Source organism: Shewanella sp. AC91-MNA-CIBAN-0169, assembly GCF_040310165.1.
GTDB lineage: Bacteria > Pseudomonadota > Gammaproteobacteria > Enterobacterales > Shewanellaceae > Shewanella.
In genome coordinates, this window is the sequence record NZ_JBEOPM010000018.1 from 80,341 (window position 1) to 106,348 (window position 26,008).

The window sequence follows — 26,008 nt, forward strand, 5'->3', positions numbered from 1 at the left end:
TGATCCGGTTTTTTAGTCTTAAGCTATCGAGCTGTTAACCAGTATAAGGTGCTGGTTGGCTAGTGGTAGCACGCTCGGTTAAATCAATGGGTTTAACATTAGTCGGTTGAGACATTTTTCGAATTTGCATCACAACACCCAATTGCGGGTGATCAAAGTAGTGGATCTCGCCACTGCGCACACGACGATTCTGGATAAGCGGGATGCTTTCTAAATAAGGTGCTAGTTGCTTTTTACCTTCTATTTCTAGAGCGGCATATTCATTAAACTCTAAAGGACTTGATTCAAGCATTTTTTGAGTCGGTTTACGCAAAGCCAGATTATTTTCAATATACAGATAATGACTGAGATAAATGTTTATCGAGCCATCTAATTCCCATACAGGACCTATTTTTGGCGCTTCATAAGCGTTACCTAAGGCACCAAATTCTGTGCTTGGCATGGCTTCTGTTTGAGTTGCTTTTTTGATCGCTAAGCCATGATATTCAAAATTCTTTGAAAAATCCTTACCACCAAATATACGCACTGGTTTAGCGCGTCTACGCGACTGCATATTTTGTTGCCAGGTTAAATGCACTAGGCTTTTAACATAAGGTTCGCGACTGATCGTTCGAATTAAGTCATTAAACTTACCTTGGCTTTGAGCCAGCAGTAATGGGCCTTGACCTAAATATGCGGTTTGCGGCTTGTTGGCTCCGATATTAAACGGAACTTCGCTTGGATGGGCCGCGATACTGTTACTGACTTTTGGGTCATTACAGTTACTGGCGCCATTGGTCCAGTCGGTTGAAGTACAACCATTTAAGCCAACGGCAACCCCGGTTATGTCGGTACTGATCACTGGCGTAATGATATCCACAGTGTCTTTACTGAGCTTTGGTGGTGTGGCATTGAGCCATTTTTCAACAGACGGCTGTTGGCGTTCAAATACAAACACTTCAACTTCAAACCATGATTCTGCATGGGCTGAAAAGCTGTGGGATAGCGCTGTGATAGCGGCGATAGAAATCGCAAGTTTACGAAGCACTATTTGTCTCCAAAATTTGATGTTTAGCGAACTGTTCAAGCAGGGTGTTGATTAACTCAAGACGCTCTTTGCTTGTCTCAGCAGGAATGTTGAACTTTAACTTATTTGGCCCGTCCATTCGATAGATTTGTGGTTGGTTTTGCAACAAACCAATAATAAACATCGGATCGACGTGATTTTCTTGACCAAATTCGACACTGCCACCTTTGGCGTGCATTTCTATTTTGACAATACCTAACGCGGTTGCTTGATGTTTATACAGAGTAATTGCCATTAAATTTCGGGTTGGCACAGGTAACATACCAAATCGGTCAATAAATTCGACTTTAAGTTCATCGAGCATGGTGTCGGTTTCGCAGTTAGCGATACGTTTATACAATGATAAGCGCATATTAACATCACTGACGTAATCTTCTGGTAATAACGCCGGAATGCGTAAATCGATTTCTGCTTTGGCACTCATCATATAGGCTAAAGAAGGCTCTTTTCCTTCTTTGAGGGCTTTTACGGCAGATTCCAGCATTTCCATGTATAAGCTAAAACCAATTTTTGAGATATGGCCGCTTTGTTCATCGCCGAGCAATTCACCCGCACCGCGAATTTCTAAATCCTGAGTGGCGAGTAAAAATCCTGCGCCAAGATCTTCTAGGGCTTCAATGGCTGCAAGACGTTTGCGGGCATCTGGGGTCATACGTTTAGGATGAGGCGTCATCATATAAGCATAAGCTTGGTGATGCGATCGCCCAACACGGCCGCGAAGCTGGTGCAATTGTGCTAAACCAAACATGTCGGCTCGGTCGATAATGATGGTATTAGCACTGGGTACGTCAATACCCGTTTCAATAATGGTGGTACATACCAACACGTTAAAACGTTGGTGATAAAAGTCGGTCATGACTTTTTCAAGATCGCGTTCTCGCATTTGCCCATGGGCGGTTATGACGCGGGCTTCAGGAAGTAAATCGCGAATGTTTTGCGCCGTTTTTTCAATGGTCTCAACATTGTTATGCAGATAATACACTTGGCCACCACGCAAAATTTCACGCAAGATGGCTTCTCGTGCCGTGGCTTTGTCATATTCACGCACAAAGGTTTTTACTGCCAAACGTTTAGCTGGTGGGGTGGCGATAATCGATAAATCTCGCATACCCGACATGGCCATGTTCAATGTCCGCGGAATCGGTGTGGCGGTGAGGGTTAAAATGTCGACATTGGCACGTAATGCTTTAATTTTTTCTTTTTGACGCACACCAAAGCGGTGTTCTTCGTCGATGACTAATAATCCGAGGTTGTCGAAGTTAGCTTCTGATGACAGTAATTTATGAGTGCCGATAACGATATCGACTTTACCTTCAGACAGTTGTTCAACAACACTGCTTTGTTCTTTAGCGGTTCTAAAGCGTGACATCACTTCAATAACGATAGGCCAATCAGCGAAACGGTCTTTAAAGTTTTCGTAGTGTTGCTGGGCAAGCAGGGTAGTCGGCACTAACACCACCACTTGTTTACCGGCATTCACGGCGACAAATGCTGCTCGCATGGCCACTTCTGTTTTGCCAAAACCTACGTCACCACAGACTAAGCGATCCATTGCGCGTGGTGCTTGCATGTCTTCAAGTACTGCGTGAATGGCACTTTCTTGGTCGACGGTCTCTTCAAAGGGGAAACCTTGACTGAATTGGGCGTATTCTTCTTCATCAATACTCATTGCATCGCCAGGACGAGCTTGACGACGGGCATATACATCCAACAATTCAGCGGCCACATCACGAATACGTTCTATGGCTTTTTTCTTGGCCTTAGCCCAGGTTTCGTTACCTAACTTATTGAGGTGAGTATTACCATCGCCGCTGGCATTATAGCGACTGATAAGGTGCAGTGACGACACTGGCACATACAACTTGTCGCCACCTGAATATTCCAGTTTTAAATATTCTGCAACCAAACCGCCAGTATCAAGCGTTTCTAATCCTTGGTATAACGCAACACCGTGCTCTAGGTGGACAATAGGTTGACCGACTTTAAGTTCAGCCAGGTTTTTGACTAAAACATCGGTGCTAACTTGTTTTTGTTTCTCGCGGCGACGTTGCTGCGAAATACGCTGACCAAACAGTTCGGTTTCACAAATGATGCTTACTGCACCTTTTGCGGTGTCGGTTAGCACACAACCTCGCGCTAAAGGCGACACGATTAAGCCTATATTGTCTTTGGCTGCGAGGTAGTCGTTAAGATGAGCAAACTGCTTGGGTTTAATGTCAATTTTGGCAAACAAGTCTAACAGGGCTTCTCGGCGGCCTTCCGATTCGGCACTAAACACTAATTTTGGATGCTGCTGACAATACTCTTGTAACGCAATGAGTGGTTGTTTGAGTTTATGGTTAGCATTGATGTCAGGCAGTGTTTCAACGTTAGCGATGAGGGTATGCGTTGGAAGTGCAACTTCAGCTAGCGGCTCGCCGGCATTATTGGTGTCGGTGGCAATATATTGCTGTAATAATTGGGTACGAGTAAAAGATTTAAATGCCGCGAATAATTCATCATTAAGCAAGTAAAGTTCTTTTGGCGCCAATAGCGGCCTTAGTGGATCAACTCGTCGGTCTTCGTAACGGACATTGACTTCATGTAAGTGCGCTAAGCTGGCTTTTTCAATATTGCCTAAGGTGAGCAGTTGACTGTTTTGCGGCAAATAATCAAACAATGTGGCCGTGTCATCGAAAAATAACGGTAAGTAGTTTTCAATGCCTGCGGGCATTAAATTACGGCTGACGAGTTGATAAACTGATTCGGCCTCTTTTGAAATTACTTCAAAGCGACGACGATAACGTTGTCTAAAACCTTCAATAGCATTGCTGTCGGTGGGGAATTCTTTGGCTGGCAGCATGCGAATCGCATCGCGAGCCATGCCTGAACGCTGAGTATCAACATCAAAAAAACGTATCGATTCAACTTCATCATCAAACAATTCTATGCGTAATGGTTGTTTTGAGCCGGTAGGAAAAATATCGATAATAGAGCCACGAATAGCAAACTCACCATGTTCATATACTTGATCGACAATATGATAACCGGTATCAGTAAGGTGTTGTCTGGCTTGCTGTAAACTGTATGTGTCGCCTTTATTAAGCACCATGACATTGGCAGTCATAAATGATTTAGGAGGTAGGCGAACCATTAAGGTATTTACCGGTACGATGACCACATTGTGCTGGCTTTGACCAATATTGGCTAAGGTTTCAAGTCGCTGCGATATTAAGTCTTGGTGCGGCGAAAAGCTATCGTAAGGCAAGGTTTCACGATCGGGGAACAAACATACATTCACATTGATGTGGTTTAATAAATAACTCAGTTCGACCTCAAGCGATAACGCACTAGGCGTATCGTGAGTGACAATAATACTGGTGCCAGGATGGTTATTGATTAAGTTGGCGAGGGTGATGGCTTGCGACACGCCACCCAATGTTGCCAAAGTTTGCGTTTGTTGGCCTTTTTTTACACTCGGCGGCGTGAGTACACTAAATAGGTTCATTGAAATCTTTGTCAGTTCCGTTTGCGATCAAGTCGTATTGAATGAGGCGAGGCTTCAGCTACGCTGTTTATCGATATTCTGTTTACGTTTTTTGAGCATTTTTTGTTGTACATTCAAGCTTGCTTTAACTAATTGCTCAATATCATCTTCAAGTATTTGGCTAAATTCAAGTTCACAGCGCCAATATGCGGTTTCGATGGCGTCATCTGTTGATATTGGGGTGCAGCTTTGTATTTGGCACAGACACAGCAATGCCACTAATTCTGTATGCAAATAGATGTGGGTCTTAACGTATTCATTTACAACTAATGGACGTGATGAAATGATACTAATTCCACTACCACCAAATTGATCACCTTTAAATAACTCACCATCTTGAACTTCTTTTTCCAACACGTGTTGCAATACTAAATCGACTTTGCGCGATTGTAGCTTTAAAAAATCCACTACGGCTTTAGCATCATTGTCTAAATTGCGCAGTTGCAGTAAACAATTTGCTTCAAGACTTTTCACTTCGGTCAATAGTTTTAACCCAACAGATTGCATGTCGCGGAGTTCATCATCTGTGGGTAAAGCTTGGTTTGCATCCCACGAAGTTAAGTACACATTAAAGTGGTGAGGCACACTAAAATAAGAATTGCTGTCAGGTATCAAGGTTTGCCTCTTTATTTATCACACTAATAGCCCTATTATCGTGCCCAACTTAATGATTTAGCAAGTCATACACGCTGGCTTGTTGTTTTCATATTCACATTTTGCCTGATTGTCTGACTTATACGCCCCAATAGGCGCACAGGATTAGTATTTTTTTATGAATTTAGGATTTTCTTTTTTTATTGGCTACCGTTACTGGCGAGCCCGAAAAGCGAATGCTTTTGCCTCTTTTATTACCTTCTTTGCGGTATCGGGTATTTTTTTAGGTGTTGCAGCATTGATAGTGGTCAGTTCAGTGATGAATGGACTCGAAGGCCAGCTAAAAAATCGCATTTTAGGGGCTGTGCCACAAATGACCCTGATCAGTGATATGGGATTTAGGGATTGGCAACAAAGTAGCCAAAGCCTGTTGGCGGACAAATATTTACTACAAAATATTCGTGGCATTGTGCCTAGTGCGACCACTCAAGCCATGATCCAATCGAGCAGTAACATTCAAGCTATACAAATGTATGGGGTTTACCCAGAGCTTGAGCAATCATTGTCGAGCATTGCGGCTCATACTTATTCAGATGCTTTTTCAACGTTACAAGCTGGCAAGTATTCAATTGTGCTCGGCACTGATCTAGCTCGCAAATTAGACGTTAAAGCGGGTGATAAGGTTAGAGTGTTAAGCGGTGACGGGGTGGTCTATTCACCCATGGGCCCGGTGCCGAGTCAGCGTAAATTTACCGTTGCTGGTGTATTTGAAATGGGCTCGCAAGTCGATTCCAGTGTTGCCTATGTGCATTATAATGATGCGCGTAAATTGATGCGCCAAGACAGTAATACCATTAATGAATTACGGGTATATTTGAACGATCCATTTTCCGCGCCAGCGTTAGCACCCAAAGTGGTTGCTGGATTTGCTAAGCAAAATATCGACATTAAAACCCGTGATTGGCGCCAAGATTTTGGTCATTTATTTGCCGCTGTAAAAATGGAGAAAAATATGATGTCACTCATGCTCAGTTTAATTGTTGCCGTAGCGGCATTTAATATTGTGTCAGCATTGGTGATGATGGTGGTGGATAAAACAACTGATGTTGCGGTGCTAAAAACCCAAGGGTTAACGACCACTTCGGTGATGAATATTTTTATTGTGCAAGGCTCGCTTAATGCGATGCTGGGGTTAATGCTTGGCGCAATTGCGGGCATTGCGTTAACCCTTAACTTGAACGAAATATTAACCACTCTTGGTATTTCTATATTAGGTGTCGGTCAGACGCTACCGGTGGAATTGTCATTAGCGCAATTGAGTTTCATCATCTTAGGCACGTTATTGATTACTTTAATTGCCACTCTTTATCCAGCGTTGTCCGCCGCAAGGGTTCAACCTGCTACCGCTTTGAGATACGAATAATGAGCCAGACACATCAAGCGTTATTACAAGTTCAACACGTCAGTAAGCATTATCATGACGGTGAAGTGACCACTCAGGTATTATCGGGTGTTGATTTAACCGTTTATAAGGGTGAGCAGTTAGCCATTGTAGGCAGTTCTGGATCGGGTAAAAGTACACTTTTACATATCATGGGAACCTTAGACACGCCCACGTCTGGAACCGTGTTATTAGACGGCGAAGATTTATACCAATTGTCTAGTGCGCGTCAGGCACAAATACGTAATCAGGATTTGGGCTTTATCTATCAATTTCATCATTTATTGCCAGAGTTTACCGCGATTGAAAACGTGGCGATGCCAGCATTTATTCAAGGCAGAGATAAAACGCAAGCCTTGGTAGACGCAAAAAATTTACTTGAACGTGTGGGGTTAGGTCATCGTTTGCAGCATATTCCGGCGCAATTGTCGGGTGGTGAGCGTCAACGTGTGGCGATTGCCAGAGCACTTATCAACAAACCGAAGTTAGTATTAGCTGATGAACCTACAGGTAATTTGGATGCCAGCAGTGGTGATAATGTTTATGCGATGATCCGCGAGTTAGCGCAGCAATTTGGTACGGCGTTCGTGGTGGTTACTCATGATCATAAATTAGCAGCCAAGATGGATCGTCAATTGACAATGAAAGATGGCATTTTGCAAGTTGTTGCTGCAACATCTCCAACAGGGCTAGCCGAATGAGTAAGTGGTTACCGTTAACAATTGGCTGGCGTTTTTTCCGTGCCAGACAGTCTAATGGCTTTATCGGTTTTATCTCATTTGCATCAACTGCGGGTATTGCCTTAGGTGTGGGTGTGCTAATTGTGGTGTTATCTGCCATGAATGGTTTTGAAAAAGAATTACAAGACCGGTTATTAGGCGTGGTGTCTCACGGCGAACTCGTTGGGGTTAACCAACCCATTGCCGATTGGCAGGATATTGCCAAAAGTGCTTCAAATATGCCGCAGATTACTGGCGTTGCTCCTTTTGTGCGCTTGCAAGGGTTAGTGCAAAAGCCAGGCGGGTTTCAAGGGTTAATCGTCAACGGTATTGATATTAAACATGAATCTGACGTGTCCAGCATTGCTGATTATATGTCTGTCGATGCATGGCAGTCATTAAGCAGTGATGAAAATCATATCGTGCTTGGCCGCAGTTTATTAACTAAGTTGGGCTTGAAGGTGGGTGACACCTTGGCGATGTATACCCCAGATGCTAATAACAGTCAGTTAACGTCGGCCAAAAGCCATCGCTTTGTGGTGTCTGGCGTGTTCGAGTTGGGTGGCGAAATTGAATCGACTCAAGCTTATGTGTCGCTTGATTATTTAGCCGATTTGCTCGAGCTGGGTTCTGCCGTTTCTGGGGTACGAATTCAAGTCAATAATGTGTTTAATGCAGCAAGTATCACTCGTGATTTAGGATTTGCCCAAGAGCAGTATTTATACATTAATGATTGGACTCGCACACAAGGGCATTTATACCAAGATATTCAACTCGTTCGTTTAGTGATGTATTTGGTATTAGCGCTGGTTATTGCTGTGGCGTGTTTTAATATTGTGTCGACACTTGTTATGGCAGTGCGCGATAAAGCCTCTGAAATTGCGATTCTGATGACAATGGGGCTTCATCGTGGTGCCATTATGGCGATATTTATTCTGCAAGGTGCTTTAAATGGACTGATGGGGTGCACTATTGGTGGCATATTAGGGGTCACTCTAGCATATAATTTAAGTGCTATTGCCAGCAGTCTTGAGCAGATATTAGGTATTCAACTATTAGCATCGGATATTTATTTTATTGATTTCCTTCCTTCTGAATTACATTATCAAGATGTATTAGTTGTATTGTTAATGGGCCTATTCATGAGCCTTATTGCAACCATTTACCCTGCGTGGAAAGCGACTAAAATTGCGCCAGCCACTGCATTAGCGGGCAGATAAACGCTATAAAAAAACGAGGTTGATATGGCCAGTAATGCTAGTTTGGATTCACTAAAGTGTCCTACGTTAACCTCGGGTAGTTTAATCATCAGGCCATTTAGTCTTAATGATTTAACGGCATTTACCGCCTATAGAGCGGATCCTAGTGTTGCGCGATATCAGAGTTGGACCGATTATCACTATCAAGATGCGCTAAACTTATTCAATTCGACCCATTACCAAGATTTTGCTAAAGCAGGGCAATGGTATCAATTAGCCATTAGTGATAAGCATGAGTTGTTAATGGGCGATCTGGCAGTACATTTTATTGATGACAACCAAGTTGAAGTCGGTTTTACGATCGCTCCTGCATTTCAAGGGCAGGGAATAGCAGCACAAGCGTTAACGCGTTTATTGCAATATTTGTTTGTGGAATTATCTCGCCATCGAGTTATTGCTCAAACTGACTGCCTCAATCTAGCCAGTGCAGCACTTTTAGAAAAGTTGCAGTTTCGTCGTGAAGGCCATTTTATTAACAATGTGTTTTTTAAAGGCGCATGGGGTGATGAGTATCTGTATGCCATGTTGGCGAGCGAGTTTGATAATCAATATCCTCAGCATAAATGATAAAGAAAGCTGTTATGTCCTGTAACCAATGTTCCGACTCTGTTTTTAGACAAAAAATTGGCCGTTGTAAACGCTGCATGTGGCAATTAGCCCTATTGAGCATAATTGCATGGCCACTTTGGTGGTATTGCTATGCGGACACGCCTAAGACTGTAGAATCCATTGCATTACTTTTCTTTGCTCTTAGTTTCAGTGGATTACTTACACTGCATTTGGTGGTGTGGACTTATCGCAGTCTAAAGAGCCTCCGCTTGTAATCTACCGTGTCAAAACAGTCCTTTTACCGGCTAATTGTGTAGCATTTATTGGCCGTGGATATACTATTGACGCAGCAAGTCATCAGATACTGCGCCTTGTTCGACCAAATTATTTACAGTCTCAAAAATAACAAGTTTGAATGAAAATCGTCAAATTTTGATTGTTATTTCCCATCACTTAATCAGTGTTTTGCTTAACTGAACAAAAGTCACTACAGCGGCTGCATCTGTTTTTGTTTACCAAAGGTGTCAGCATCAGTATTTCGCTTCCAGTACCCTGTAGCACTGATTGCACTTAATGGTAATTGTTGTTGCTCAAGCAAGTATTGCTTTACTAATCTCACTTGGGTAGCTTCTAAGCCGACAAAAACGTGTGTGTCTGACGGTAAATCACCAAACTGTTCAAGTTTATCTAACAACCAAGCTATCTGTTGTTCAGCAGTGATACCGTCATTAAGTACTAACCAATGGGTTTTCAATAGTGGGTGCTGGCTGAGCAGTGTTTAAATCAACATCTTTAGCCCATAGAAAAGGCCGCTATAGCGACCTTAATACGAGTACATGGGTAAAGTAGCCAATCAATCGAAGACTTTCTAACCTTTACGCTTTTGCCATTTAAACAAAACTGAATAGCGCCACATACTTTTAATGACAATAAACCCAACTAGCGCACTGATAATGCCAAGAGCTAAGCAACCAACGAGAAAGGGTGGGCCGATGGTTGATACAGATGCTTCAATCCATGCCCAGCTGGCTTCAAACTGAAATGCTTGTGCTTTATGACCCAGGATTTTAGCGCCTAACAAGTAGGCACCATAAAACATTATAGGCATCGTCAGTGGATTTGTTATCCATACCAGCGCCACAGCAACCGGAAGGTTGACGTTAAATATAATGGCAAATCCAGCAGCAACGACCATTTGAAATGGCATTGGGATCCAAGCCACAAATAGCCCAACAGCAAAGGCTCCTGGCGCTGATTTGCGATTTAATACCCATAAATTAGGTTTGTGCAATAGTGTGCCAAACATCCGTAAATACTTATGTTCACGAAGTGTTTCTGGTTTTGGCATAAATCTTTGTATTAATTTTTTTGGCATATTTGTCGATTAATGTCTTAACTAATTCATTATGAATCGATTTATCTATGGCTTTTGCGCCTGTTCTTTATCAGCGATGTTATGGCCTTCGCTGGCACCAATATGGTGTTTGCCCATTCTATTCTTGGCTATGCTTCTTTGCCTTCGCAAAGGGCCGCTTATGGCTGGCTGTTTATTCGCCGTCATTTGGCTGAGCCTGTTGTTTCATTGTCTATATATGCATCAATATGCTGAAAAGTCGCAACAAATCGAGTTTAAGGCGCAGATAGTATCACTAGTTAGCCAAAACAGCGACTGGATTAGTTTTGATGTGCGCGTCATGGCAAAACCTTATCAAGACGCTTTTTTAGAGACGTTGTCGCTTAATAATGTGCAGCGATATTACCGATTAACATGGCAAAAGCCAGATAAAATTGTTGTTGGCCAAATATGGCAATTTAGTGCAAAGGTTAAAGGGATTTCGAGTATCCAAAATCAAGGTGGTTTTAACCAGCAAAAGTACTTTATTAGTAAACATATTGTCGCCAAAGGTCGTGTTAAGCAAGCTGAGTTGCTTAGTCACAGTGGATCGATACGTCAACAGATCATGGAAACATTATCGCCTTTATTGGCACACTTTTCTCAGGGCGATATTTTACAAGCGTTGATTTTTGGTGATAAAAGCGCGTTAACCTCTGAACGTTGGCAGCAGTTGCGGCAGACAGGGGCAGGGCATTTAGTCGCGATTTCAGGTTTACATCTGGCGGTGGTTTTCGGTTTATTCTATGGCATTTTGATTGGGGTAAGTCGTTATGTTTTCTCTTGGCAGCATTTGGCCAAAATCCAACTGGCAATGGTATTTGCGGCAGCATTTACCTTAGGTTATGGCTACTTATCTGGGTTTGCTATTGCCACTCAACGCGCATTGCTGATGCTATTTTTATTGATGATATTCAGCTTTATTAAACAATTTAGTCATCATTGGGATCGACTTGTATATGCATTATTTTTTGTATTGTTGGTCGATCCTTTTGCGTCACTAGGTGCTGGGTTGTGGTTATCTTTTGGTGCATTGGTGATTATTTTATTGTCGGTGAAACCTGATTCGGTAGATCAACGTTCTAGCTTAGGCACTGCTCTTGTTAACCCAGACATTGAAGTTTCTAAGTTCACTTTGAGGGACAAATGTATTCAAAAAGCTATACAGCTTAAGGATAAAATTTTACATGGACTTATTATATTGTGGTCTATTCAATGGCGTTTAGCGCTGTTACTCGGTGTTTTGCAAGGGATATTATTTGGTGGCATTGCACCTCATAGTATCTGGTTGAATATGCTGCTGGTACCTTGGTTTAGTTTGGTGGTTATTCCATTAACCATGCTGAGCTTTTGCATTTGGTTACTAGCGTTGTGCATCCTATGGTTGTTAGCGATTGATATTGTTTCATTGCAAAGCCTAAGCGTAATGATATTTCAGTGGGCTAATTTTAGTTTGGAGCCCTTTGCGTGGTTATTGCAGTTGAGTGATCGCTTGCCGTTAAAACAACTGGTGTTAACCGAACAAGAGTTAGCTGCGGGAGTCTTTTTTGTTTTGGCGCTGATATTGTTGATGTTACGCGGTTATGTGCCGAGTCAGCGCAAGTGGGGTTATCGCGTTATAGTGTCAGTGCTTATGCTGCCAGTCATCATGAACAAGTTAGTGACCCATGAGATATTGTTATCGCCAGCGTCTTCGTTAGGTTCAACACCATGGCAGCTTCATGCCATCGATGTGGCTCAAGGAATGGCTGTGGTTTTACAGCAAGGGCAGCACGGGGTTATTTACGACACTGGCGCTGCTTATGGCGAATTCAGTTATGCTCAACGTGCGATATTGCCTTTTTTGGCCAGTAAGGGGATTCGTTATATTGATTATATTGTCGTGAGTCATGACGATAATGATCATGCTGGTGGATTAAACGTATTAGTCGAACAATTTCCGCAGGCGACATTAATTGCTGATTTTTCAGCATCAGCGTTAACTGAATCATCACATAGCGTGCAAACTTGTGACGGTGAATTATTGTGGCGCGGTGTACAATTGAGTTTTATCCCAAATATTTTAAGCGCCAATAGTAATGATAATAACCGTTCCTGCGTGGTCAAATTGTTTGACGGTCAGTCAACGGTGTTGTTAACCGGAGACATTGAAGCTCCACGAGAGCAAGCACTTTTGGCGGTAAATGCAGATATTCAAGCCGATATTTTATTCGTTCCGCACCACGGTAGTCGAACCTCATCTACCCAAGCCTTTATTGATAGTGTTAACCCCCAATTAGCTATTTTTACCGCAGGTTTCTCTAATCAATATGGTTTTCCTAAACCGGATATTGTGGCGCGGTATCAACAACAAGGCAGTAAAATATTACAAACTGGCCATGTCGGCCAAATAAGCATCAACTTCACTGATGAAGGATACAAAGTGACCACTTATCGTCAGCAAATTGCCCCATTTTGGTATAACCGTTTGTTTAGATTTGGTGAGTCACTTAAAGCAGAGTAGAATGTTATTCATGTTTGCTAGTTAAGTATTGGATTCAATGTCAGCATCACCTAAAAATGAAATGTGGGTCGTTTTCAAACGTTTGATGGCCTATGTCGTACCGATGAAAGCCATGTTTATTATGGCTGTTCTAGGTCTTATTACTTATGGCGCTGTCGATGCAGCGTTTATCGCATTTATTAAGCCGTTTATTGATGAAGGCTTTAGTCAAACTCCAGCGATAGTCGCCGGTGTCGACTTACCAACGCACGGTGGCTTTAACGCTAATAAAGACATTATGTTAATGGCCCCAATAGCGGTTATTTTAATGTTTAGTTTACGTGGTGTGGCTAACTTTGTGTCGACCTATTGTGTGTCATACATGAGTGCTCAGCTCATTATGGATATGCGTCAACAAGTGTTTGAGCATTACCTACGTTTACCTGTGAGTTATATTGACCGTGAAAATAGCGGCAATTTGATTTCGCGCGTTACGTTTGATACCGAACAAATTGCTCGAGCATCAGGCAGTGCGTTAATTTCAATCGTCCGAGACAGCATGACGGCCATCGGTATGTTAGGCATTATGTTCTACTATTCGTGGAAATTGTCGTTATGCATTTTGGTGATAGGCCCCATCATGGGCGTGGTTATCAGTGTTGTCAGCAAACGCTTTCGCAAGGTTTCTAAGCAAATTCAATCTGCAATGGGCGGCGTAACCGCAACCACAGAGCAGATGATTAAGGGCCATAAAAACGTATTAGTGTTTGGTGGACAAAAAACTGAGGTTGAACGCTTTTTCCAAGTTAACGATCGTAACCGCTACCAAAACATGAAACTTGCGGTTGCGCAGTCAATCAGCCAGCCGCTCATTATGGTGATTGGTTCATTCGCATTGGCGTTTGTGTTGTATGCCGCTACTTGGGATAGCATGAGAACGGATTTAACCGCTGGTACTTTTGCTGCTATTTTAGGCGCCATGTTAGCCATGCTACAACCGATTAAAAACTTAACCCGTGTCAATGCGGAATTTCAGCGTGGTATTGCCGCTTGTACCACAGTATTTGAATTATTAGACACCCCACCAGAACCTGATAATGGCGCATTTAGTATCGATAGAGTTGAAGGTAAGTTGACCTTTGATAATGTGACATTTGCATATCCTGGCCAAGAAAAGTCAGCACTTAATGGGATTAATTTTGAAGTTAAGCCGGGTAAAACGGTTGCATTAGTCGGTCGTTCAGGCTCTGGTAAATCGACCATTGCCAGTTTGATTACTCGCTTTTATGGTAATTTATCAACTGGTGATATCCGTCTTGATGACACCAGTATTTATGATTACCAACTAAAATCACTGCGTAATCAAGTCGCTTTAGTGTCGCAACAAGTTACCTTGTTTAACGACACTATCGCCAATAACATTGCTTATGCTTATCCAGGTGAAGTGACTCGCGAACAAATTGTGCATGCAGCAGAATTAGCCTATGCCATGGAATTTATTGATACTTTACCTGAAGGTCTTGATACCCAAGTCGGCGAAAATGGTGTGTTGCTTTCAGGCGGCCAGCGCCAACGTATTGCCATTGCTCGCGCCATGTTACGTGATGCGCCAGTGTTAATTTTAGATGAAGCAACATCGGCATTGGATACTGAGTCGGAAAAAGCGATTCAAAAAGGCCTCGATAATCTTCGTCATAATCGCACCTCTATTGTGATTGCCCATCGCTTATCAACCATAGAAAGCGCTGATGAAATTTTGGTTATCGATCAAGGGAAAATTGTTGAACGCGGTAATCACAGTGAGTTAATTGCCCAAGCAGGTATTTACGCTAATCTTTACCAGATGCAGTTCAGTCAATAATGATTAGGTGGTTGTGATGCAACAGCTTATTCATCGCATTTGGTATCAAGGTCATCAAGCTAAATGGTTATTACTGCCGTTATCTGGGGTATTTTGGTTAATATCCACTATTAGGCGGTTACTGTTTAGTTGTGGGCTAAAACAAGCGCAAGTATTACCTGTCCCCGTAATAGTGGTGGGTAATATCACCGCGGGAGGCAGTGGTAAAACTCCAACAGTAATTTATTTAATTGAACTGTTACGCCAACATGGTTACAAGCCAGGTGTGATAAGCCGAGGCTATGGAGTTAATATCGATGGTGTTGTTGCTGTCAATCCTAATGCAAAAGCTAATGATGTAGGGGATGAGCCTGCAATGATAGTGGCTCGTACTCAAGTACCTATGGTTGTCGGTGCCAAGAGAGTGAGCGCAGCGCATACATTATTAGCAGACTTTGATGTTGATGTGATTATTAGTGATGATGGCTTACAGCATTATGCCTTAGGCCGCGATATCGAAATAGCTTTAGTGGATGGTGAGCGTCGTTATGGCAATCACTGCTTGTTACCCGCAGGCCCTTTACGTGAAGGTTTGTGGCGGTTAAATTCAGTTGATTTTGTGATAAATAATGGCGGGCCAGCTCAAACCGGTGAAGTGCTGATGGCACTAGAGCCCGCGCCGCTTTGTCAGGTTGACAATAACCTAGACGATAAGTTTAATCAGCAACACAGTGTCGTTGCGATGGCGGGTATTGGTAACCCGCAACGTTTTTTTAATAGTATTAGCCAGTTAGGCTATAAAGTAGTACAAACAGTTGAGTTCGCAGATCACCAAGCTTTTGACCAAAAGCAATTAAGTGACTTATCCGTACAGCATTCATTATTAATGACTGAAAAAGATGCGGTTAAATGTCGCGATTTTGCACAATCAAACTGGTGGTATTTACCTGTAAATGCGAAGCTTAACTTAGAATTTGATCACGCATTGTTGAGCCAATTACAGCAAGTGGCTCAAACTAAAAAAGGATTGTCTCATGGCATTTGATAAAAAATTACTCGAAATTGTGGCCTGCCCAGTATGTAAAGGCAAGCTAGATTACGACAAAGAGTCGCAACAACTGATCTGCAAGTTTGATAAATTAGCGTACCCTATTACCGAAGGTATTCCGGTATTGTTAGAAAATCGTGCTACAGCGTTAGTGACTGAATAACGGTTCGATGATGTGAAAAATGATTGAATGATTAAGCGCCCAAAAGGGCGCTTTTTTTGTTTGAGGAAAGCCATTATATTGAGCTGCAACATTTTTCTTATTCAGCTATCAACAGTTTGCTCTTAGCTCCGTTTATCTAATCATTTTTACCTTAGTCATTAATCATGGTCATTTATCGTGTGTTCTATTTAATGATGAATTGATCGGATATTTATACTGATTAATATCAATGGTAACCAAATGTATCGTTTGTGTTTTTAGTTTGTATACAAGCTATGTATGAAGTTTTTATATAAAGCTAATATTCTATCAAAAATCACTAAAAATCATTGATTTAATTGAGTTCTATAAACGTTAGTAAGATAATTTAGTCATCAGTAATAGTGAGTCGATGACTAGGTTGTTTTATGACTGAGAATGATGGTTTTCAACAACATGTGGCTAAGGTTTATCGTGAACACCGTGGCGAACGTGTAGTGCCTTTCGAATACCAAGGTAAGCGATATTGGTTGAAGCAAGTAGAGCATCTTGCAGGGGCGATGCGTTTATTAAAGCAAAACTCCACAGCTGCATTGCATAAAGAAATTGGTGTATTAAATACGCTAAGTCATTTAGGTGCACCAGTGCCTGCGGTTGTCGATTTTGGTGACGGTTACATGGTTGTCGAAGACGCTGGAAGTACCATTAATCATCTGCTCGAGCGTACAAGCCAAACCTTATGGCAACCCATTTTAAATGATGTCAGCGTAGCATTAGCGAAACTACACTCTATGCAGCTTGCTCATGGTCGTCCAGCCTTACGTGACATTAGCTGGCAAGCCGGTGAGGTTAAATTTATCGATTTTGAGGCGAATCAACAGCATAAATCAGTTGTCTCACAACAAATTCGAGATGTGTTGGTGTTTATCCATAGCTTATATCGCTATATTGGACCCAATAATAATGTGATTAATCAAGCTATTGCTTGTTATCGTTTAGCGGGTGGTGAAGCAATATGGCAAAAAGCCAAGCAATTTTTAGCTTCCTGGCAATGGTTATATTATTTCGCGAGACCTTTTCGAGATATTGGTGGAAAAGATTTGAAGCCAGTGTATTGGGTGTTGTGGCATTTCAGGCAAGCGCCTTTAACACTGGCATAGTGGCTGTAATACCTTTAACTACGTTGGTATTTTATACAAAAAGCTTGCCTAGACAGCAAGCTTTTGTATGTAGACCGGTAGTGATCTTGATTGATATACCGAAATGGATTATCTAGTTAAGATTTTGCGGCTAGGTCTTGATATAAAGTTTCAATCCATTTATCTGCCGAGATAAATTCCCAAGCCCAATTAGCATATTTTGCTGGAACGCCCTGTTTTTTGATGGTGGCTAAATCATGGCCCATTTCAATTTCACCACGCATCCAATTAATACTGTCATCAAGCATATGCTTGAATTTTAGCAGTGCATTTTTATCGGCTAACTCGCCATGACCGGGTATTACCTTAGTTTTATTGTCTAAACGATCGAGGATCAAACTGACGTTTTCACGATAGCCTGTTACAGAGCCTCCCGCCGCTAAATCAATGTACGGAAAGCGGTCTTTAAAGTATAAATCGCCCATGTGAATAATATTGGCTTTTTGCCACATGACGACACTGTCACCATCGGTATGGCCTGGACCTAGGTGAATAACCTCTAAAGTATCTTGATTAAAATGAATTGAGATATTGTCTTCATAAGTGATAACGGGCAATGCTGACGCAGGAGTACTGCTATCCGCTTTGAGACGTTCGAGAACATTATGATGAGCTAAGATAGAGCCTGTTTCACCAAAGTGGGCGTTTCCACCCGTATGGTCACCATGGTAATGAGTATTAACGATGTATTTAGGCAAGCCAGGTTGAATATCATTAAGTGCGGCGGTAATTTTATCGGCTAAAGGTGCAAATTGATCATCAACAATTAATATGCCGTCATCTCCAGCAGAAACCGCAATATTGCCTCCGGCCCCGATAAACATGTAAGTATTATTGTCTAGTTTGTTGGATTTAATGACCACATCACTGAACTTATCATCAGCAATGGCTGACGTTTGAGCTAATGCAAGCATCGCTACTGCACTGAGTCCGATGATGTGACGTTGAAATGTTAGTTTCATGACGATCCCTCATTGCTGTCATAGCAATTATTTTATTGTTATTAATACTGCCTAGCGTAACAAGTTGATCACTTATCGTGCAACAACATCCAGTGAATTAGCATCTGATTAAATAAAATCACACTTCTCCAATGTAGCTTATTAAGCATTGACCGTAGCAAACATTGACCATAGCAAACATTGACTACTGTAAACAGTAACGATGCACCAGCAGAACTGAAGTGTAGGACTATTTGGTCCAAGGCAGCAGTTTTTGAGCAAATGCATTGGCTAGCCCTAGTCTAATTGCGGCTTTATGTCGTACTAGATATAGCGCTTGGTAGCATAATGGTACCAAATACAAACTGGTGACGGTTGAAAAGGTTAACCCACCAATAATGGCAATGGCCATTGGCGAATACGGCGGTCCACCACCGCCTATCTGAGTATCTCCCATTGCTAATGGCACTAATCCCAGCACTGTGGTTGCAACCGTCATTAATACCGGACGTAAACGAGTAATACACACGTTAATGATGGTCTCACTTAGCTTATCCAAATCGGGTGTCATCTGATTAATTTGGTCTACCAGTACAATACCGTTATTAACCACAATGCCCATCAAAATAAGTATGCCAATCATCGACATTACCGACATTGGTGTACCTGTGAGCCACAATGCCCAGAACACGCCAGTAATTGAGAACATAATCGAAGTGATAATAGCTGTCGGTAGCAGCAGTGATTCAAATAACGCCGCCATGACGATATAAATCATTGCGATGGCCAAGATCATATTTACCGCCATGATGGACTGGTCTTCATCTTGGCGTTCAAAACCACCGCGTAACGAGTAGCCGTACCCGTAGGGGAAGTTCACTGAGTCCATCACCTGAGTAATTTTGGTTTGCGCTTCTTCGGTAGTGAGATCTTCAAGATTTGCGCCAATGGATAAAGCCGTTTGGCGATTAAAATGACGAATAGTATCAAATCGAGGAACTACGGTTGCTTCAGCTAAACTGTCCAGGGTATAAACTCGGTCACCTTGGCGAATGATCGGCAGTTGCTTAAGTTTTTCTAAAGAGTTCTGCCAGCTTTTGTCATAGGCCAGTTCGATACGTAGTTCGCCGCTAGGATCATGGCGAAACGAACGTAACTGCGACCCTCTTAAGGCAATGGCAATGTTCGATGCTATATCGCTTAAGGTTAAATCCAGACGGGCAGCCATTTCTCGGTTGATCACCACCACCTCTTCTTGTTGGGCGCCATTCACTTCCGAGCGCACATCGACTAAGCCCTCTATATTGTCGAGCAATGGCATCACTTGTTCACTGATGCGGATTAGTTCGGTTGTTGAGCGTCCCGTTAAGGTTACACGAATGCCGTTATTTTCATTGCCCCAACCAAATTGTGGCGTAGCAATCGAAAATTTAGGAAATCCTTCGCGGATCATTTTCTTTAACTCACCAATGTCTATTGGGATGTCTTTTTGTAATAAAATGGTTGATTGTGCATCTTGCGGGGCGTAGTAACTGTAAACCGCATCAATATAAAACGTGTCTTTATTGCTGTATAAATACGTTTCCATACTATTAATCATGGCTTCGGTCACCGCTAGATTATGGCGACCTTCTAGTTGGTAATTAATGTATAAACGGTCATTACCTTCACCATCTCCCTGATCTTGTTGCACCATGCTTAATGGCAATGCTGTTGATACCAACAATGCCACTGCGATGACACCAGAACGTTTTGGTCGGGTTAATATCCACGTGAGGCTGCGTTGATAAAAACGCCCTAAGCGATTGTTGTCATTAGCGGCTTGCACTTCAAAGTGAAAGTGGTTGAGCATCAGTGGGATTAATGTTTTCGCTACCAATAATGAAGCCGCTAGCGAGATACAAATGGCCACAGCAACATGTTCTAAAAAGATGGTCAGTTGCACTTTTATGCCAAAAATATTCGGTAAAAATACAATGGCGGTGGTTAATGTACCTGCTAAAACCGCCAAAGAGACTTTTTCAACGCCAGTTAACACGGCTTGTTGGTTGGCTTTTATCTGACAAGTGTCGTCAATGTGCCCAGCTTGTTTCTCTTGTAGCACGCTTTCGGTGACCACCACCGCATTATCAATCAACATGCCGACGGCTAATAACAATCCCATCATCGATAAAATATTTAAGCTGTAGCCTAAAAAATACATACCAGCCAATGTCATACATAATGAAATCGGTACCGATGAGATAACCACTAAGGTCATTTTAAGGTTACGCAAAAACAGAAACAGCACCCCAAATGACAGTACCGCACCCATTAAGCCAGACAGTAATAAGTCTTTGAGTGAGGACTTAACCCCATAGGCTTGGTCTTCCATGATAAACAGTTTGATGCCATTAAATTGCTGATCTTGCTTAACCTGTTCGATAACGCTTAGCACACGATCAGACACCTCTACTAAATTGGCACCAGATTCCTTAAATACATCAATACCCACCGCATATTTTTGATCTAAATGTCTGCCTTCAATTTTCTCGGGCAGGGCATAGCTCACCATCGCAATATCTTGCAAGCGGATACCCGGCACAATCACCAGATTATTGATATCATCAAGGCTGGTAAATTCACCTTTTGGTGAGACTTGATACACCCGTGAATTTTCTCTTAGGGTACCAGCACTGATGACAAAGTTTTCTGCCAGTAAACGCGATCGTAAATCGAGGCTATTAAGGCTTGATGCGACCAATTTATCGGCATCAAGTCGGATTTCAATCTGTTTTTGTTCAACACCATAAAGGGTGACTTTTGATACGCCATCAACGCGTTCAAGTGGCTTACGAAGCTGTTTGTCTAACAAATCAAATGCATTAGAGAGTTCGCGCTCGCTTGATATGCGAATGGTTAACACCGGCATATCGGCGGTTGAGAACTGTTGGATCATGACGCGCTCAACATCTTTTGGTAATAAATGCCTTACCGAGTCAATTTTCTCGCGCGCTTCTAGGCTTTTGGTGGCAACATCTTCACCCCATTTCATGTTGAGCTGAATAAACGCACCGTCTTGGGTTGAATCTGATCGCACCTCTTCTATGCCGCTCATGGTAGCAAGTGACTCTTCCAGCACTTTAGTGATGTCGCGTTCAACTTCTGCAGGGCTGGAGCCTTTGTACGGAACTTGCACCACAATTTGTGGAATATCAATTCCTGGAAACATTTCTAATGGCAGCATTCTACTGGCCGCCATGCCAAACAACATAATGGCCAAGAAAAACATGCAGGTGGTGACGGGGCGCTTTATCGCCAGTTGAGTGATGTTCATGCTGGCGTCTCCGCTGTATTAAACTCAACGTCGCTTTGGGTATATTGTTTACGGTCAAATAGCGCATATAAAGCGGGAATAACTAACAATGTAAGCAAGGTTGACATGCTTAATCCGAAAATGACTGTAATAGCCATTGGCGCACGAACTTCACTGCCATCGCCAATGCCTATTGCCATTGGTAATAAACCTAAGGTAGTGGTTAGGGTTGTCATCATGATAGGACGTAAACGAGATTGCGCGGCATCATTAATCGCGGTCAGTTTATCAATACCTTCTTGGCGCAATTGATTAATACGGTCAACCAATACAATCGCATTGTTGACCACAATACCTGCTAGCATAATTAAGCCAATAAATACCAGTACACTCAAATGGGTCCCGGTAATGAATAAACCCACAATACTGCCGGCAACGGCCATTGGAACAGCGATTAAGATTAGCAGTGGATGCAACAATGATTCAAATTGGCTGGCCATCACTAAATACACTAGGAAGATAGCCAAAACGAGGGCTATTTTCAATGAGTCAAATGAGTGCTCCATTTCTTCATTTTGGCCGCCAAATCTGGCCTGAATCGAACTTGGTAGCTGCTGTTTAGCCAATATCTGCTGCGCTTCAATTACCGCTTCGCTTAAGTCACCGTAAGCCAAATTAGACGACACAATAGCGACTCGTTGTTGACTGATACGATTAATTGCTGAAGGGCCAATTTGCAAATCGATTGTGGCGATAGCACTTAATGGAATTGGTTGGGCACTATTGGGATTAATAATTAACGATTCAATGTCGCTGATTTGATCGCGTTCGCTTAATTCACTGCGCACCAAAATATCCACTTTACGATCGCGTACCGTAAACTGGCTGGCAATAGTGCCACCGACACGTTGGGCTATGCGGTTAGCGACTGTCGGAGCGTCCATTCCTAGCGAGGCTAAACGGGCATGGTCAAAGCGAATACTGATCTCTGGTTGGCCATCGCGCAAGGTAGTATTGATGTCACTAAAGCGGTCAGAATCAGACAAGGCATTAACCAGTTGGTCTGCACTTTGTTTGAGTTGAGCTAAATCATAACCCGATAGCTCAATTTCAAGCGGGGTTTTAAAACTGAATAATTCAGGGTGTTCAATTTGAGCCTCTAGTTCAGGAATGTTTTTTGCTGTGTTACGCAATACCTGGCTAACTGCATTAAAGGCTAAAGGGTCTGCGAGTACCACTTGTAATCGGCCCCAGTTTTCACCACCTCTTGCTGTATCCGATGTCATTAACCCACCGCTACCGGCCTGACTATAGGCGTGTTTCACATCTTCACGGTCTTTAATCGACAGCGCTAGTTGTTGTAATACAGCATCAGTTTCACTGACTTCGGTGCCTGGCGGTAATAATACTTCGACATAAAATTCCCCTTGATTCATCGGCGGGATTAACTCGACACCTAACTTAGGCAGTAAACTGCTTGACGCTAGTGTTACCAAAAGTGCTAACACAATGGTTAATACTTGATAGCGTAGAGCGTGATGTAACACCCGGAAATAGATTGATTCGACGATGCGATATAAGTAGTTAAAACCAGCACAGATGGGTTTGAGTAATAGCCCAAATACACTACTTACAAAACGGCTAATCACAATAATTGCGGTTAATAATCCTGAAGGCAAATAGCTAAACAAGAGTTTAAATGGAAAGCTCAGCACAGCCAGTAAGTAGTAGGCCACTTTGCCTTTTCGGCTAGTGGGTTTAGGTTTTTGGGCGACTTCAATAGGTTGCGGCAGGCTGGTAAAACCTTGACGTGATGCCAACATGGGAATGGCTGTTAAGGCAACAAATAATGAGGCGAGTAGGGCGAACGTGACCGTGAGCGCTTGGTCGGCAAATAAGGCTCCTGCAATGCCGTCGACAAACACTAAAGGGACAAATACCGCCAGAGTGGTGAGTGTTGATGCAAAAATGGCGCCTGAGACTTCTTTACATCCTGTGACGGCAGCTTCAACTTTACTCATGCCTTGAGATTTATAACGGTCTATGTTTTCTAATACCACAATTGCATTGTCGACCAATAAACCAATTGCTAACGCAATACCACCTAACGACATAATGTTTAAGCTGATATCGGCAAAGTACATCATGTTAAAGGTAGCAATAACCGAAAAGGGAATCGAGATAGAAATAATTAATGTGGCAATAATGTCCCGTAAAAACAGGTAAATTACCAGCATCGCCAGTAAGCTGCCAAATAACGCTGCCGATGTCACTTCATTGACTGCGCTTTCAATAAACTCAGATTGGTCGTAAATAACTTTTAACTTATTGTGCTCATTAGCTTGATTGATTTTTTCAAGTTCAGAGCGTAGCTTTTGCGCAACAGCAACGGTATTGGCGTCACCTTCTTTGTATATGGCTAATTCAATCGATTCTACTTCGCCGATGCGAGTAATATCACTGCGTTCTTTGTAGGCATCACTAATCACCGCAATATCAGATAATCTGACTAACGTTTGGCCATCACGGTAGATAATCACTTGACCTAATTCATCTAAAGAATTGAATTGATTTAAGGTTCTGACCAAGTATTCTTTATCACCCTGAATCACTTTACCTGCTGAAAGGTTGATATTTTCTTCATTTATTCGACGTTTAACCTGGTCGGCATTAAGATTCAATTGACTTAGTTTTTGTTGATTTAATTCAATATGAACTTCTTGCTCCAACCCACCGGATAACCTTACAGCAGCAACACCGGATAAGGCTTCTAAACGTCGTTTTAACTCTTCATCAGCAAAAGTTCGCATTTGCTTTAACTGCTCCGCATCGGCATTGGGTACAGAAAAAGCTAAGCGCATGATGGGATCAAGATTGGGATTAAAACGCAGTAATAATGGCTTATTAATGTCTAAGGGCAGCTCGATAGTGTCGATTTTTTCACGCACTTCAAGGCTAGCCATATCCATATTGGTGCCCCATTCAAACTCGAGCACAACATCAGACATGCCAGAACGTGAAATTGAACTTATTTTCCGCAGTCCTTTTACCACCCCAACAGCTTCTTCAATTGGTTTTGATACCAGCTGCTCAATTTCAACCGGAGCAGCACCGTCATAGGCTGTGCGTATGGTCACGCTGGGATAGCTTAAATCGGGTAACAGTTTTACCGCGAGGCGAGAAAACCCTACCATGCCAAAAAGCATCACAGCTAACATGAACATCCATACAGTGACGGGGCGTTTAACCGAAGTGTTAATTATTGACATTATCCCGCTCCGTTATCGAATAGCTGCGAAGCTAAGTGGGGTAATAATTTCCACTAATGATTGATCTTTGAGGTTTTGTTGGCCCCGGATGACAATTTGTTCGCCATCTTCAACACCCGATAAAATTTCAACCGTGTTATTTTCACGATATCCCAAGGTGACTTCACGTCGTTGTGCCTTGGTGTCTTTTATCACATACAAAGCTTGAGTGTTGTCTTGGTTGATTAATGCGTTATAAGGCACGGTAAGTACATCAAGGTGGGTGTCGTATTTCAGTTCAACCCGAGTAAACATACCCGCTTTTAATGTTGCATCTTGATTTGGCACGGCTAACGTCACTTTAAACGTACCGCTTTGAGCATCCACTATCGGACTAATGCGCAGCACTTTTGCATCGATAATATTGGCCGCTGTACCTTGGTGTTGTTGAATAATACTGGCTTGTTGACCAACCCGTAAACTAGCAAGTTGTTGTTCTGGTAAGTGTAATATGCCGTGAAGTTGGTCTTGATTAACAACATAGAATAACTCTTGGAACTCTTTTGCCATATTGCCTGTTTTAACATAGCGTGAAGCAACGACACCATTAATGGGTGAGGTGATTTGGCTTTCTTTAACCTGTAGCTCTGCTAAATCGCGCTGTGCTTTAGCAGCTTGTAGGTTGAACTCGAGCTTGGCCATTTGGTCCTGGCTAATAAACTCTTTGTTGTTCATTTTATTTAAACGATTTAACTCTTGCTGAATAATCTGCACTTCGGCTTCTGAACGATTGAAGTCATAACGTTGACGCTTGGCATCAATTACCGCAAGTATTTGCCCTTTGGTAACCCGATCGCCTTCTTCAACGTTAATCTTTTCGATTATCCCAGCAATGCGGCTCATCACATGAGACTCTTCCGGTGCTTCGAGTGTGGCGGTGGTGCTGTAAAAAGACGATACATTGCCTGTGGTGACCAGTGCTGTTTCAACCGGAATAGCAAATTTTTCATCTTTTTTTGCTTGCTCTTCTTCGCCGCTGCAACCACTCAATACTGCAATACAAAGTAAAGGAATTGCCATTTTCTTCATGCTGATGAACCTATCCATGGGGTACCTGCTAGTGTTATATTTTTTGAATTAAATGACGCTAATGTACTTATTGTTATTCTTAAGCGAGTTAACGTCACGTTATCATTTGTAACTAATGTTAATTAAATACATCAAAGCACTAACTGTGCCACTTTTTATAGTATATAAATAACAACG

19 protein-coding genes are annotated in these 26,008 nt (G+C 42.4%); 10 read left to right on the plus strand and 9 right to left on the minus strand.

Features of this window, described 5'->3' with window-relative positions:
* Positions 1-34: 34 nt before the first annotated feature.
* From AAEY98_RS15575 to AAEY98_RS15585, 3 genes are read right to left on the minus strand one after another with little or no spacing between them, the layout of a single operon-like run.
* Positions 35-1,027: a peptidoglycan binding protein CsiV gene (locus AAEY98_RS15575; protein WP_351018038.1), complete on the minus strand. Its 993-nt coding sequence runs from the start codon at positions 1,025-1,027 to the stop codon at positions 35-37.
* Entirely contained in the window at positions 1,017-4,553 is a 3,537-nt protein-coding gene (gene mfd, locus AAEY98_RS15580) for a transcription-repair coupling factor (RefSeq protein ID WP_351010536.1), read from the minus strand. The genes AAEY98_RS15575 and mfd overlap by 11 nt, the downstream gene beginning before the upstream one ends.
* 54 nt (positions 4,554-4,607) lie before the next feature.
* Positions 4,608-5,207 carry a hypothetical protein gene (locus tag AAEY98_RS15585; RefSeq protein ID WP_101086847.1) on the minus strand — a complete coding sequence of 200 codons (600 nt, stop codon included), beginning with the start codon at positions 5,205-5,207 and terminating at the stop codon, positions 4,608-4,610.
* Between the two features lie 157 nt (positions 5,208-5,364).
* Here AAEY98_RS15585 and AAEY98_RS15590 point away from each other — a divergent pair, with 157 nt between their 5' ends.
* Genes AAEY98_RS15590 through AAEY98_RS15610 form a run of 5 tightly spaced genes read left to right on the plus strand, consistent with a single transcriptional unit; the run spans position 5,365 to position 9,429 of the window.
* Positions 5,365-6,609 carry a lipoprotein-releasing ABC transporter permease subunit gene (locus tag AAEY98_RS15590; protein ID WP_350978132.1) on the plus strand — a complete coding sequence of 415 codons (1,245 nt, stop codon included), beginning with the start codon at positions 5,365-5,367 and terminating at the stop codon, positions 6,607-6,609.
* Positions 6,609-7,328 carry a lipoprotein-releasing ABC transporter ATP-binding protein LolD gene (lolD, locus tag AAEY98_RS15595; protein WP_351018041.1) on the plus strand — a complete coding sequence of 240 codons (720 nt, stop codon included), beginning with the start codon at positions 6,609-6,611 and terminating at the stop codon, positions 7,326-7,328. The genes AAEY98_RS15590 and lolD overlap by 1 nt, the downstream gene beginning before the upstream one ends.
* A complete protein-coding gene (lolE, locus tag AAEY98_RS15600; protein ID WP_011637849.1) occupies positions 7,325-8,566 on the plus strand; it encodes a lipoprotein-releasing ABC transporter permease subunit LolE in 1,242 nt (413 codons plus the stop codon). Before lolD ends, lolE begins: the two co-directional genes overlap by 4 nt.
* Positions 8,567-8,590: 24 nt before the next feature.
* Positions 8,591-9,172, plus strand: coding sequence for a GNAT family N-acetyltransferase (locus tag AAEY98_RS15605; protein WP_351018045.1), 582 nt, complete (start codon positions 8,591-8,593; stop codon positions 9,170-9,172).
* A gap of 14 nt (positions 9,173-9,186) precedes the next feature.
* A complete protein-coding gene (locus AAEY98_RS15610) occupies positions 9,187-9,429 on the plus strand; it encodes a DUF3624 domain-containing protein (protein ID WP_123884434.1) in 243 nt (80 codons plus the stop codon).
* Positions 9,430-9,641: 212 nt separating this feature from the next.
* On the opposite strand, the gene AAEY98_RS15615 is transcribed toward AAEY98_RS15610, so the two are convergent.
* Positions 9,642-9,929 carry an SIP domain-containing protein gene (locus tag AAEY98_RS15615; RefSeq protein ID WP_351018074.1) on the minus strand — a complete coding sequence of 96 codons (288 nt, stop codon included), beginning with the start codon at positions 9,927-9,929 and terminating at the stop codon, positions 9,642-9,644.
* A 93-nt stretch (positions 9,930-10,022) separates the two neighbouring features.
* The gene (locus tag AAEY98_RS15620) at positions 10,023-10,529 is read right to left on the minus strand and encodes a DUF2062 domain-containing protein (protein WP_101086854.1); all 507 of its coding nucleotides are present in this window, start codon (positions 10,527-10,529) and stop codon (positions 10,023-10,025) included.
* A gap of 76 nt (positions 10,530-10,605) precedes the next feature.
* On the opposite strand from AAEY98_RS15620, the gene AAEY98_RS15625 reads away from it, so the two are divergent.
* The 5 genes from AAEY98_RS15625 (at position 10,606) to AAEY98_RS15645 (ending at position 17,219) form a co-directional block, all read left to right on the plus strand.
* The gene (locus AAEY98_RS15625) at positions 10,606-13,050 is read left to right on the plus strand and encodes a DNA internalization-related competence protein ComEC/Rec2 (RefSeq protein ID WP_351018076.1); all 2,445 of its coding nucleotides are present in this window, start codon (positions 10,606-10,608) and stop codon (positions 13,048-13,050) included.
* Between the two features lie 37 nt (positions 13,051-13,087).
* Positions 13,088-14,890 (plus strand): lipid A export permease/ATP-binding protein MsbA, encoded by a 1,803-nt coding sequence (gene msbA, locus AAEY98_RS15630; RefSeq protein WP_101086856.1) that lies wholly within the window; start codon positions 13,088-13,090, stop codon positions 14,888-14,890.
* A gap of 16 nt (positions 14,891-14,906) precedes the next feature.
* Positions 14,907-15,914, plus strand: coding sequence for a tetraacyldisaccharide 4'-kinase (lpxK, locus tag AAEY98_RS15635; RefSeq protein ID WP_351018049.1), 1,008 nt, complete (start codon positions 14,907-14,909; stop codon positions 15,912-15,914).
* On the plus strand, positions 15,904-16,080 hold the full coding sequence (locus AAEY98_RS15640; protein ID WP_101086858.1) for a Trm112 family protein: 177 nt from the start codon (positions 15,904-15,906) through the stop codon (positions 16,078-16,080). Before lpxK ends, AAEY98_RS15640 begins: the two co-directional genes overlap by 11 nt.
* Before the next feature lie 407 nt (positions 16,081-16,487).
* A complete protein-coding gene (locus AAEY98_RS15645) occupies positions 16,488-17,219 on the plus strand; it encodes a BUD32 family EKC/KEOPS complex subunit (RefSeq protein ID WP_123884430.1) in 732 nt (243 codons plus the stop codon).
* 116 nt (positions 17,220-17,335) lie between these two features.
* Here AAEY98_RS15645 and AAEY98_RS15650 read toward each other — a convergent pair whose 3' ends face one another.
* The 4 genes from AAEY98_RS15650 to AAEY98_RS15665 form a co-directional block, all read right to left on the minus strand.
* Complete coding sequence (locus AAEY98_RS15650; RefSeq protein ID WP_101086860.1) at positions 17,336-18,220, minus strand: MBL fold metallo-hydrolase; 885 nt, start codon at positions 18,218-18,220, stop codon at positions 17,336-17,338.
* 229 nt (positions 18,221-18,449) lie between these two features.
* A complete protein-coding gene (locus AAEY98_RS15655; protein WP_351018051.1) occupies positions 18,450-21,515 on the minus strand; it encodes an efflux RND transporter permease subunit in 3,066 nt (1,021 codons plus the stop codon).
* Positions 21,512-24,763 (minus strand): efflux RND transporter permease subunit, encoded by a 3,252-nt coding sequence (locus tag AAEY98_RS15660; RefSeq protein ID WP_351018053.1) that lies wholly within the window; start codon positions 24,761-24,763, stop codon positions 21,512-21,514. The genes AAEY98_RS15655 and AAEY98_RS15660 overlap by 4 nt, the downstream gene beginning before the upstream one ends.
* A 12-nt stretch (positions 24,764-24,775) precedes the next feature.
* Complete coding sequence (locus tag AAEY98_RS15665) at positions 24,776-25,849, minus strand: efflux RND transporter periplasmic adaptor subunit (protein ID WP_350978119.1); 1,074 nt, start codon at positions 25,847-25,849, stop codon at positions 24,776-24,778.
* Positions 25,850-26,008: the final 159 nt, after the last annotated feature.